Annotated in this window: 10 protein-coding genes; 5 read left to right on the forward strand and 5 right to left on the reverse strand. The window is 39.1% G+C overall.

All coding sequences use genetic code 11. From position 1 onward, the window contains the following. The first annotated feature begins 78 nt into the window (after window positions 1-78). From parE to folA, 5 genes are all read left to right on the forward strand, one after another. Window positions 79-1,974 carry a DNA topoisomerase IV subunit B gene (gene parE, locus ArsFIN_RS02640; RefSeq protein WP_026821562.1) on the forward strand — a complete coding sequence of 632 codons (1,896 nt, stop codon included), beginning with the start codon at window positions 79-81 and terminating at the stop codon, window positions 1,972-1,974. Between the two features lie 36 nt (window positions 1,975-2,010). Continuing rightward, window positions 2,011-4,266 (forward strand): DNA topoisomerase IV subunit A, encoded by a 2,256-nt coding sequence (gene parC / locus ArsFIN_RS02645; RefSeq protein ID WP_026821563.1) that lies wholly within the window; start codon window positions 2,011-2,013, stop codon window positions 4,264-4,266. A 51-nt stretch (window positions 4,267-4,317) separates the two neighbouring features. Continuing rightward, window positions 4,318-5,112, forward strand: coding sequence for a 1-acylglycerol-3-phosphate O-acyltransferase (locus ArsFIN_RS02650; protein WP_135677447.1), 795 nt, complete (start codon window positions 4,318-4,320; stop codon window positions 5,110-5,112). Window positions 5,113-5,321: 209 nt separating this feature from the next. Then, the gene (ftsP, locus tag ArsFIN_RS02655) at window positions 5,322-6,737 is read left to right on the forward strand and encodes a cell division protein FtsP (protein ID WP_026821565.1); all 1,416 of its coding nucleotides are present in this window, start codon (window positions 5,322-5,324) and stop codon (window positions 6,735-6,737) included. Window positions 6,738-6,957: 220 nt separating this feature from the next. Continuing rightward, entirely contained in the window at window positions 6,958-7,446 is a 489-nt protein-coding gene (gene folA / locus ArsFIN_RS02660; RefSeq protein ID WP_026821566.1) for a type 3 dihydrofolate reductase, read from the forward strand. 262 nt (window positions 7,447-7,708) lie between these two features. Here folA and apaH read toward each other — a convergent pair whose 3' ends face one another. The 5 genes from apaH to surA are packed head-to-tail and all read right to left on the reverse strand — an operon-like array spanning window position 7,709 to window position 12,034. Continuing rightward, window positions 7,709-8,527, reverse strand: coding sequence for a bis(5'-nucleosyl)-tetraphosphatase (symmetrical) ApaH (gene apaH / locus ArsFIN_RS02665; protein WP_026821567.1), 819 nt, complete (start codon window positions 8,525-8,527; stop codon window positions 7,709-7,711). A gap of 2 nt (window positions 8,528-8,529) precedes the next feature. Further along, a complete protein-coding gene (gene apaG / locus ArsFIN_RS02670) occupies window positions 8,530-8,907 on the reverse strand; it encodes a Co2+/Mg2+ efflux protein ApaG (protein ID WP_026821568.1) in 378 nt (125 codons plus the stop codon). A gap of 22 nt (window positions 8,908-8,929) precedes the next feature. Further along, window positions 8,930-9,739, reverse strand: coding sequence for a 16S rRNA (adenine(1518)-N(6)/adenine(1519)-N(6))-dimethyltransferase RsmA (gene rsmA / locus ArsFIN_RS02675; protein WP_026821569.1), 810 nt, complete (start codon window positions 9,737-9,739; stop codon window positions 8,930-8,932). After that, window positions 9,732-10,727: a 4-hydroxythreonine-4-phosphate dehydrogenase PdxA gene (gene pdxA / locus ArsFIN_RS02680; RefSeq protein ID WP_026821570.1), complete on the reverse strand. Its 996-nt coding sequence runs from the start codon at window positions 10,725-10,727 to the stop codon at window positions 9,732-9,734. The genes rsmA and pdxA overlap by 8 nt, the downstream gene beginning before the upstream one ends. A gap of 5 nt (window positions 10,728-10,732) precedes the next feature. Then, on the reverse strand, window positions 10,733-12,034 hold the full coding sequence (gene surA / locus ArsFIN_RS02685) for a peptidylprolyl isomerase SurA (RefSeq protein WP_026821571.1): 1,302 nt from the start codon (window positions 12,032-12,034) through the stop codon (window positions 10,733-10,735). Window positions 12,035-12,064 lie beyond the last annotated feature (30 nt).

Consider the following 12,064-nt stretch of genomic DNA (forward strand, 5'->3'; position numbering starts at 1 on the left):
GAGCTGAATGACTGTTATTATCATCAGTATCTCAGCATTTATTTGCCTAATTAATCGTCAATTACCGCAGAAAATAATATGACTCAATCTAATTATAATGCAGAGGCAATCGAGGTCCTCAGTGGTTTAGAACCTGTACGTCGTCGCCCAGGAATGTACACTGATACCTCTCGACCTAATCACCTGGCTCAGGAAGTCATTGATAATAGTGTCGATGAGGCGCTTGCCGGTTATGCTAAACGTATCGATGTCATCCTGTACGAAGATCAGTCGCTGGAAGTGATTGATGATGGCCGAGGTATGCCTGTTGATATTCATCCCGAAAAGAAAGTACCGGCGGTAGAGCTGATTTTGGGGCAGTTACATGCCGGGGGAAAATTTTCTAATAAAAATTATCAATTTTCTGGCGGACTACATGGTGTTGGGATTTCCGTAGTGAATGCCTTATCAAAACGTATTGAAGTAACCGTCAGTCGTGATAGCCAAATATACCGAATTGCGTTTGAAAATGGTGAAAAAGTCCAGGAACTTGAGGTAATTGGGAGTTGTGCTAAACGGACAACCGGTACTGGAGTGCGTTTTTGGCCAGATAGCCACTTTTTTGACAACCCACGTTTTTCTATTTCGCGTTTAGTGCACGTATTAAAAGCTAAAGCTGTGCTATGTCCTGGGGTTGAAATCATCTTTAAGGATAAAATAAATAATACTGAGCAGACATGGCGTTATAACGATGGCTTAACTGACTACCTAATGGAGGCAGTGAACGGTTTAGTGACTTTACCGGAAAAAGCGTTTGTTGGTAATTTTGCTGGCCAATTAGAAATGGTAGATTGGGCTTTGCTTTGGTTACCAGAAGGTGGGGAACTACTAACCGAGAGTTATGTTAACCTTATTCCAACTGCACAGGGTGGTACCCATGTTAATGGATTACGTCAAGGTTTACTGGATGCGATGAGGGAGTTTTGTGAATACCGTAATTTACTTCCTCGCGGTGTGAAATTGACGGGTGATGATATTTGGGAGCGCTGTGCTTATGTCCTTTCAGTTAAAATGCAAGATCCACAATTTGCCGGCCAGACTAAAGAACGTCTTTCTTCTCGCCAGAGCGCTGCCTTTGTTTCCGGCGTAGTAAAAGATGCTTTTAGTTTGTGGTTAAACCAAAATGTTCAAGAAGCAGAGCAATTAGCGGAGCTTACTATCTCTAGTGCGCAAAGGCGTCTACGCGCAGCGAAAAAAGTTGTGCGCAAGAAACTGACCAGTGGGCCTGCGTTACCCGGTAAATTAGCAGATTGTACTTCTCAAGATCTTAATTTCACTGAGCTATTTTTAGTTGAGGGTGATTCAGCCGGTGGATCGGCTAAGCAAGCCCGTGATCGTGAATATCAGGCGATTATGCCGTTAAGAGGGAAAATACTGAATACTTGGGAAGTTTCTTCCGATGAGGTTTTAGCTTCACAGGAAGTTCATGATATCTCAGTGGCTATTGGTATTGATCCAGACAGCAATGATCTGAGCCAGCTACGTTACGGTAAAATTTGTGTTCTTGCCGATGCAGATTCCGATGGGTTGCATATTGCAACATTACTCTGCGCACTTTTTGTTCGTCACTTTCCCACTTTAGTTAAAGCAGGCCATATTTATATTGCTATGCCACCTTTATACCGTATTGATTTAGGTAAAGAAGTCTATTATGCCCTTGATGAAGGCGAAAAAGCTGCTGTTCTCGATCGGCTCAGCTATAAGCGCGGTAAACCGAATGTCCAGCGCTTTAAAGGGTTAGGCGAAATGAATCCTACTCAATTACGTGAAACCACATTAGATCCTAATACACGACGCTTAGTTCAACTCATTATTAATGATGATAATTATCAAGAAACACTCGCGATGATGGATATGCTATTGGCGAAAAAACGGGCAGAAGATCGTCGAAATTGGTTACAAAATAAAGGCGATGCGATAGAAATTGAAGTGTAATCGACACAGTTAACCAAAGACTAAGGAATCAAATGAATGAGTGAGATAACTCACGATGGTGTAGAGCAGCAACCACTTTATACCTTTACCGAAAATGCCTATCTCAATTATTCCATGTACGTCATCATGGACAGAGCATTGCCATTTATTGGTGATGGGTTAAAACCTGTTCAACGCCGTATTGTTTATGCCATGTCTGAGCTTGGTTTGAGCAATGCGGCTAAATACAAAAAATCAGCACGTACCGTCGGTGATGTATTGGGGAAATATCATCCACATGGTGATAGCGCTTGTTATGAAGCTATGGTATTGATGGCACAACCGTTTTCCTATCGTTATCCATTAGTTGATGGACAGGGTAACTGGGGAGCTCCCGATGATCCTAAATCGTTTGCTGCTATGCGTTACACTGAATCAAGATTGTCAAAATATGCTGAAACGTTACTTAGTGAATTAGGATTAGGAACGGTAGCCTGGACGCCTAACTTTGATGGAACATTAACTGAACCCAAAACACTACCGGCAAGATTACCCAATATTCTGTTGAATGGTACAACAGGGATTGCGGTTGGTATGGCGACCGATATTCCACCGCATAATGCGCGTGAGGTAGCAAGCGCATTAGTTGCTTTACTGGAAAATCCAAAAGCCGATCTTAACATGTTGATGGATTTTATTCCTGCTCCTGATTACCCAACAGAAGCAGAAATTATCTCATCAAAAGAAGATATTCAAAAAATTTACCAAACCGGCCGTGGGTCTATTAGGTTACGCGCTGTTTGGGAAATAGATGATGGTCATGCTGTTATTACTGCCCTGCCTCATCAGGTTTCAGGCGCTAAAGTGTTAGAGCAGATTGCCTCACAAATGCGCGCCAAAAAATTACCGATGGTAGAAGATCTTCGTGATGAGTCAGATCATGAAAATCCGACACGTTTAGTGATTGTACCGAGAAGTAATCGGATTGATTTAGAACAAGTGATGACGCATCTATTTGCTACGACGGATCTAGAAAGAAGCTATCGGGTCAATTTGAATATGATTGGCTTAGATAATCGTCCAGCAGTTAAAGGACTGGTTGAAATTTTAAATGAATGGTTATTATTTCGACGAGAAACCGTACGTAATCGCTTAAATCATCGTTTAGAAAAAGTATTAAAACGCTTACATATCCTTGACGGTTTATTAATAGCTTATCTGAACATAGATGAGGTTATTCATATTATCCGTAATGAAGATGAGCCTAAAGCTGTATTGGTGGCCCGTTTTGCTCTTTCAGAGACTCAGGCGGAATCTATCCTGGAATTGAAATTGCGTCATTTGGCTAAACTAGAGGAGTTTAAATTACGTGGCGAGCAAGATGATTTAGCGAAAGAACGTGATCAACTACAAGCTATTTTGGGTTCTGAGCGTCGTCTAAATACCTTAATCAAGAAAGAAATTGAAACGGATGCACAGACTTATGGTGATGACAGGCGCTCACCGCTTAAGGAGCGTATTGAAGCAAAAGCCATGAATGAACATGACATTTTGCCTTCAGAGCCTGTTACGATTATCCTTTCTGTTATGGGATGGGTGAGAAGCGCAAAAGGTCATGATATTGATCCGACTAATCTTAATTATAAAGCGGGGGATGGTTTCTGTAGTGCCGCAAGAGGTAAAACTAATCAACCGGTTGTTTTTCTTGATAGCACGGGGCGTAGTTATTCACTCGATCCGCTTGATCTTCCTTCTGCGCGAGGGCAGGGAGAACCGCTTACAGGCAAATTGGCGTTACCGCCTGGTGCAACGATTGAACATGTATTGACCGCCGCTGAAGAGCAGAAATATTTGTTGGCATCGGATGCGGGTTATGGATTTATCTGCACCTTCAGTGATTTAGTGGCAAAAAATAAAGCAGGTAAAGCATTAATTACCTTGCCGAGTAATGCTAAGGTATTGGCACCATTAGAAGTCAATAATGAACAGCAAGATTTATTATTGGCAATTACTAAAGCAGGCAGAATGCTGATATTTCCTGTGAGTGAGCTCCCTCAGCTTTCTAAAGGAAAAGGCAATAAAATTATTAATATTTCAGCAGCTCAATCAGCCAGTAGAGATGATTTGCTAGTTTGGTTAATGTTTTTGCAGCCTCAGTCTTCAATTACGCTCTATTTTGGCAAACGAAAACTGAAATTAAATCCAGAAGATTTGCAAAAATATCGTGCTGAACGAGGTCGTAAAGGTTCTTCATTACCTCGTGGATTACAGAGTATTGAGCGTATAGAAGTAACTCCTCCTAGTAATGGCTAATCTTCGATTGTTTTTATAGGTGTGTGAAGTAACTGATTACTTGAGGTAAATATGTTAGCTATTGTTCGTATTATTATTGTGATCCTTTTTACGATATTGGTTTGTGTGTTAGGTTGTTTTTATTGCTTATTAACTCCAAGAAATCCAAGCCATGTTATGCGCTTTGGCCGGCTGTTTGGTAAATTATCCTATGTTTTTGGTATTACTATTATTAGTCGAGTGCCTGCTAAAGCTAAAGCTAAAGCTAAAGCTAAAGCTAAAGCTAAAGCTAAAGCTAAAGCTAAAGCTAAAGCTAAAGATTACGGTCCAAGTATTTATATCGGCAATCATCAAAATAACTATGATATGGTGACTATGTCAAATGCGGTACAACCAAATACCGTTACTATTGGAAAAAAGAGCTTAGTATTAATCCCTTTTTTCGGTCCGCTATATTGGTTAGCTGGTAATATTCTCATTGATAGGGCTAACCGAACTAAAGCGCACAATACTATTTCGCAGGTTGTTCAACAGATCAAAAAAAGAAAAATTTCAGTTTGGATGTTTCCTGAAGGAACGCGTAGTCGTGGTCGAGGGTTACTGCCATTTAAAACCGGTGCATTTTATGCTGCAATTGCAGCGGGTGTTCCGATAGTACCAGTCTGTTTATCTGAAACAGAGGGGCGTATTAAACTCAATCGTTGGAATAATGGCGTCGTGATCGTCGAAATGCTACCGCCTATTGACACAACAAAGTATAATCGGGAAAACGTGCGTGAATTGGCAGAGTATTGCCATAATTTATTCAAAGCTAAAATTGCAGAATTAAATCAAGAAGTAACAGAAATAGAGCAAAAAATGAAATAAAATTAAAGTTCATTTTTCAATTAAATTAGTTTCTAAATTGTCATATTTAACAATATATTAATATTTGGCGTTGTAGCAATCTATCGTCTTAATTGAATATAGTTATCAAATAATTGTGATAACACAATTACAAGCGGATAGTAAAATAAGGATCTTTCCTTAATGAACAATAAATGGCGCTAGCTTATTAATGATTTTGTGGAGAGGCTATGTCACTAAGTCGGCGTCAATTTCTTAAGCTATCAAGTATAGCGATGAGTATTTCTATGCATCCTGCTGCGGTTAGAGCAGAAAAAAATGCAGGATACCCATTATTACCAATCCCGCCTTTATTAGAATCTCATTTTGGTCAACCGCTGTTTCTAACGTTGAAAAAATCTTATTGGTCATTTGATGGTAGCCATCGCACTATGACGATTGGTTGCAATGGTTATTATTTGGGGCCAACCATTCGAGTAGAAACGGGTAGTGATTTGAAATTGGTATATAGTAATCGACTTTCTGAAGAAGTTGCTATGACAGTCAGTGGGTTACAAGTTCCAGGCACTCAAATTGGTGGAGCAGCCCGATTAATGTCACCCAATGTTGATTGGTCACCGGTACTACCAATCCGTCAACCGGCAGCGACCTGTTGGTATCATGCTAATACCCCTGGCAAGATGGCAAGACAAATTCATGATGGCTTGGTTGGTATGTGGATTGTGTCAGATAAAACCAGTAAGAATTTAAATATTCCTAATCATTACGGCGTTGATGATTTTCCTATTATTATACAAGATAAACGGTTAGATAGTTTTGGAACGCCACACTATAAAGCGACAGCGGAAGGTTTTTTAGGTGATACCTTATTAGTTAATGGTGTGCAGGAACCGTATATTAAAGTTGCTCGCTGCTGGATCCGCTTACGGTTACTTAACGCATCAAATTCAAGGCGCTATATATTAGAAATCAGTGATAAGAGACCATTTTATCTAATAGGCAGTGATCAAGGGCTACTACCTGCCCCTATGAGTATCGAAAGATTACCCATGGCGCCTGGCGAGCGTAGAGAAGTGTTAATTGATATGTCTAAAACAGAGTTATTAACAATAACGGCTGGAAGAGCGGCAGGTATTATCGATCGTATTAAAGGACTATTTGAACCGTCAAATTTATTAAATTCGACCAAAGTTCTAACCATCTGTTCTTCAGGGTTATTATCATTAGTAACCGATAATTTACCAGAGACACTGGTTAATGATACTAGCCAAATAACATCGACTATCCGTAATCGTGAAGTGACCCTTAGCAAACCTTTTGGCATTAATGGTATGATGCGGGATGTAAATCGTATTGACTTAATCACTCAGCAGGGAGCATGGGAACGCTGGATAGTCAAAGCGCATGAGCCTCAAGCATTTCATATTGAAGGCGTTCGTTTCAAAGTTATTAATCATAATGGTGTTGTACCAGGCCCAGAGGATTATGGCTGGAAAGATACAGTATGGATAAATGGTTACAGTGAATTATTAGTTAATATGCTACAACCGTCTTATGATCATTTTCCTTTTTTGTATTTTAGTCAAAATTTTGAGAAAGCGGATAAAGGCTCAATTGCACAGATGGTGATCAACCCATCAGCTTAATTTATTCCCTTAATATGGAATATTTTTGTAGCTGATTAATAAAAAAGTAATTGTATTATTTTATGTTTATAGTATTTCGATTGTTATTTATTATTTAAAATTATCTATACAATAGTAATTAATGATTTGATAATTTTTATAAAAATGTAGATTTATCGAAGAGTGATTGGATTTATTAAATGTAAAATCCAATTTTCTATTATGCCAATATGGTGACCCAATGAATATTAGTCTAATCGCAGCAATGGCTGCGGATCAGGTGATTGGTTTGGAAAATAACATGCCATGGGTGTTATCTGGTGATTTAGCCTGGTTTAAGCGTAATACGTTAAATAAGCCAGTTATAATGGGGCGTATAACTTACGAAGCGATAGGTAAACCTTTACCTCAACGTTTGAATATTATTCTTAGCCAAACACATTCGAGTAATGATAAAGGCGTTGTTTGGGTTAACTCAGTTGATGAGGCACTAGCCGCAGCTGGGGAAGTAGAAGAAATAATGATTATAGGCGGGGGAAAAATTTATGAATTATTCTTACCTCAGGCAAATCGTCTTTATTTAACGCATGTAGATGCGGAAGTGATTGGTGATACCTATTTTCCTGCTTATGAGCCTGATGAGTGGGATTCTGTATTTACTGAATATCATGAAGCAGATGAAAAAAATTCTCATAATTATTGTTTTGAGATATTAGAACGTCGCCCATAGAGCTAAGTGAGACTACTATTGGTAATAAAAAATCGAAGGCTAATACTTCGGTTTTTTATTATTAATTTGAATTAGGTAATGTTAAATATATAAATAAAAATTAGATTTATATTATTAATTAAATAATTTAAGTCAAATATCTAAAATGCTGGTTTATTTAAATAGGTTTATAACTATTATTTTAGTAATATTAAAACAAAATTAATTAAGTTTATTACTTACTATTCTATTTTCTGCTGTTTAGCAGCAAGTATAGTGTTAGTTATTTTTTTGTAAATGCGGGCAGGCTAAAATACTTTTTGTCTTCCCAGCGTAGTAAAGTCAGTTTACCTCCCCAGCAACAACCGGTATCAAGTCCATAAATTCCCTTAGGCGTTCCTTTCCCTTCTAGGGAAGCCCAATGACCAAAAATAATGGCATATTCTGGCGGTATTTTTCGCGGCAGATCAAACCAAGGCTTTAAAGGTGGAGGCGTGTTTTCAGGTTTATTTTTCCAGGACATATTTAACAGACCGTCAGGAAAACAATAGCGCATGCGGGTTAGGACATTGGTACTAAAACGTAAACGGGATAATCCTGTAAGGTTGGGTGACCAGTTGTTCGGCATATCGCCATACATAGAGTCGATAAACAAAGGATAGGTATCACTACTAAGAATAGCCTCTACTTCTCTAGCGCACATCTGAGCGGTTGCTAAGTCCCATTGCGGTGTTATCCCAGCATGTGCCATGATGATTTTTTTCTTATTGTCTACTTGTAATAACGGTTGACGTCGTAACCAATTAACTAATTCATTAGCATCAGGGGCTGTCAGTAATTTTTTCAGTTTATCTTTGGGTTTATTATGGCTAATGTTGGCGTATACACCGATAAGGTGCAGATCATGATTACCTAGAACCATTCTGACGGATGCGCCTAATGTTTTAATATAACGTAAAACTTTGAGAGAATCCGGACCGCGGGCAACTAGATCACCTGTGAGCCATAAAACATCTTTTTGTGGCTCAAATTTTACTTGTTTAAGAAGTGCTCTAAGCTCACGATAACAACCGTGAATATCTCCGATAAGATAAGTAGCCATAATTAGTTTATAAGTGTTGGAATAGCAAGACGAAAAACTGGGATATCAACATAAAAATTTTTACCATCATTATCTAACATTACATAATGGCCTTCCATAGTTCCCATTGGCGTTTCTATAATAGCGCCACTGGTATAACGATATTCGGCGCCGGGTTGAATGATAGGTTGTTCTCCTACGACACCCTGGCCTTGTACTTCGGTACGTTTACCATCACTATTGGTAATTAACCAATAGCGACTTATTAGTTGTACCGGTGTACGGCCAAGATTGCTAATAGAAATTGTATAGGCAAAAACAAACCGGGCTTCTTCTGGTAAAGATTGATTTTCAATATAGACACTTTGAACTTGTATGCAGATGTTTGGTTCATTTAGCATAGTGCCCCCAAGTTTATCACTATCAGATCGTGGTTTTAGCCAATCTGCAGGCTAACTTACAATAATTTTCTACTGAGATATTTTCAGCGCGACAGTTTGGATCAATACCTAATTGTTCAAAATCCTGCACGCTAAATAAATCACTTAAACTATTACGAATAGTCTTACGTCGTTGATTAAATGCCTGGGTAGTAATACGGCTTAATAATTTGACATCACAAATAGGGTAAGGGTTTCGTTGATGAGGAATTAAACGCACAACAGCCGAATCCACTTTTGGTGCTGGTGTAAAAGCCGAAGGTGGTACGGCTAAAATAGGTATTATCTGACAATAATATTGCGCCATAACGCTAAGACGACCATATGCTTTAGTATTGGGTCCTGCGACTAAGCGATTGACAACCTCTTTCTGTAGCATAAAGTTCATGTCAGCAATAGCATTAGTATAAGTAAAAAGATGGAACATTAAAGGGGTTGAAATATTGTAAGGAAGGTTACCAAACGCTCTAAGGGGTTGACCTTTTTCTTTCGCAATTGCGCCAAAATCGATCGTCATTGCATCGTTTTGTATAATTGTTAGTTTAGCGCTAAGAGCAGGATGGGCGGCTAAACGGGCAGCAAGATCACGATCTAATTCTACTACGGTCATATTCTCTATATGCTCACTGACAGGTAATGTCAGAGCGCCTAAACCAGGACCAATTTCAACAATAGCTTGATCAGGTTTTGGGTTAAAAGCCGTAACCATATTGTCAATAATAAATGGGTCAGTTAAAAAATTTTGCCCAAAGCGCTTACGGGCAAAATGCCCTTGATGGATTCGTTTATTCATTGTTATTTTGTATCATGCTAATAGCTAATTTTAAGGCAGTTATAAAACTGTTTGCATTTGCTTGCCCACTTCCTGCCAGCTCGATCGCTGTACCATGGTCAACCGATGTACGGATAAAGGGTAGGCCTAAAGTAATGTTTACTGCTTGACCAAAACCTTGATATTTTAGCACAGGTAGACCTTGATCGTGGTACATCGCTAAGACTGCATCAGCTTGGTTCAGATATTTTGGTTGAAATAGGGTATCCGCCGGGAAAGGACCATAAAGTGGCAATCCTTCATGGCGCAATTTCTTGATAACTGGAATAATAGTGTCGATTTCCTCATGTCCCATATGTCCGCCTTCGCCGGCATGAGGATTTAATCCACAGATATAAATAGCGGGTGTTTTAATGCCAAATTTAGATTTTAACTCGTTATTTAAAATATAAATAACTTGTTGTAGGCTCTCGTAAGTAATGGCATTTGCAACCTGTTTAAGCGGTAAATGGGTTGTTGCAAGCGCAACACGCAATGTTTCTGTCGCTAACATCATGACCACTTTTGGGGTTTTACTTCTGTCAGCAAAAAATTCGGTATGACCGGTAAAAGAAATGCCTGCATCATTGATAATTCCTTTATGGACAGGGCCGGTAACTAATGCTGAAAATTCGCCAGTCAGACAGCCATCACATGCGCGGCTGAGTGTTTCTATAACATAAGTACTATTTTGTTTATTTAGTTGGCCTGCTTTGACCGGTGTGGATAATTTTATTGGTAAAACCGTCAATGACTTGGCAGCTTGGCCGTTATTTGGTGATGCAGGCGAATAGATAGTTAATTCTAATTCTAAACCCAGTTGATTCGCTCGGGTTATTAGCAGATCAGGATCAGCACAAGCAACTAATCTAACCGGCCAATTTTGTTGAGCGAGTTGGATCAAAAGATCAGGACCTACCCCGGCTGGTTCACCGGGGGTGAGAACGATAGTATTAGTTGTTTTTCCCATAAAGATTACTGTGCATCACTATCATTAAGAATTTTTACATAGGCAGATGCGCGTAGCTCTTGCATCCAAATTTGTGCTTCTTCGTTAAATTTACGATTGAATAACAGACGATAGGCATGATCTTTCTGTGCGACATCAGTTTTATCAACTTGGCGGGTATCTTCTAACTGAATAAGATGCCAACCAAAAGAAGAGTGGATTGGTTGACTTGTTTCCCCTTTACTTAAGCGCATTAAACCATCACGAAATGCGGGATCGTAAATATTGGGCATATTCCAACCAAGTTCACCACCACGTAATGCAGAACCAGGATCTTGTGAGTATTTTTTAGCTGCTTCAGCAAAAGTTATTTGACCCGTTTTAATTTGCTGCGCAATTTGTTGTATTTTTGCGTGTGCTTGTTCGTTATTCATAATAGGTGAGAGCTTAATAAGAATATGGCGAGCTTTTACTTCGGTGACCGAAATGGGCATATTGCCACGTTGGATATCATTAAGTTTTAAGATATGAAATCCGACACTAGAACGTATAGGCCCAATAATATCACCTTTTTTCGCATGCTGAATTTGTTGAGCAAAAACAGTTGGCAATTCTTCAACCTTACTCCAGCCCATTTGTCCACCTTTTAAGGCATTAGGGTCGGCAGAGTAAGTAATGGCAAGTTTACCAAAATCAGCGCCTTGTTTTAATTGGGCAATAATTTTATTTACCGTATCCATTGCTAATTGACTTTGTGTATTGGTTGGATTTTCTGGTAATGGAATCAAAATATGGCTTAAGTTTACATTAGCATCCTGGCCAGCTTGTGAATTCAATTGGGCCGCTAATGAATCAACTTCTTGCGGCAGAATAGTGATCCGCCGACGAACTTCATTATTACGTACTTCTGCGATCATCATTTCTCTACGAACATCGCTACGGTAATTTTGTAAATTGATGCCATCCATCGACAATCGTTGCTGTAATTGGCCAATAGTCAATCCATTTTGTGCTGCAATATTGGCTATAGTAGCATCTATGGCTTGATCAGGGATTTGAATCTGCATTTTTTCGGCTATTTGCATAATAATTTTGTCTATGATCAAACGTTCTAATATCTGATGACGTAATGCATTTTCGTCGGGAATTTGTTGCCCTGCATTTCTGGCGTTTATTCTTACTATATCTAACATACCATCTACGTCACTTTGTAGCACAACGCCATCGTTCACGATAGCAGTCACTTTATCCAATTGTTGTGGCGCTGCTAGTGTGGTGGTACTGACTGTGAACAACAAGCCAATAATCAGTTTTCTCCAATAATTCATAAAATTCTCATTTTGTTCGATTATATTACG

The organism is Arsenophonus nasoniae, assembly GCF_004768525.1.
GTDB classification, from domain to species: domain Bacteria; phylum Pseudomonadota; class Gammaproteobacteria; order Enterobacterales; family Enterobacteriaceae; genus Arsenophonus; species Arsenophonus nasoniae.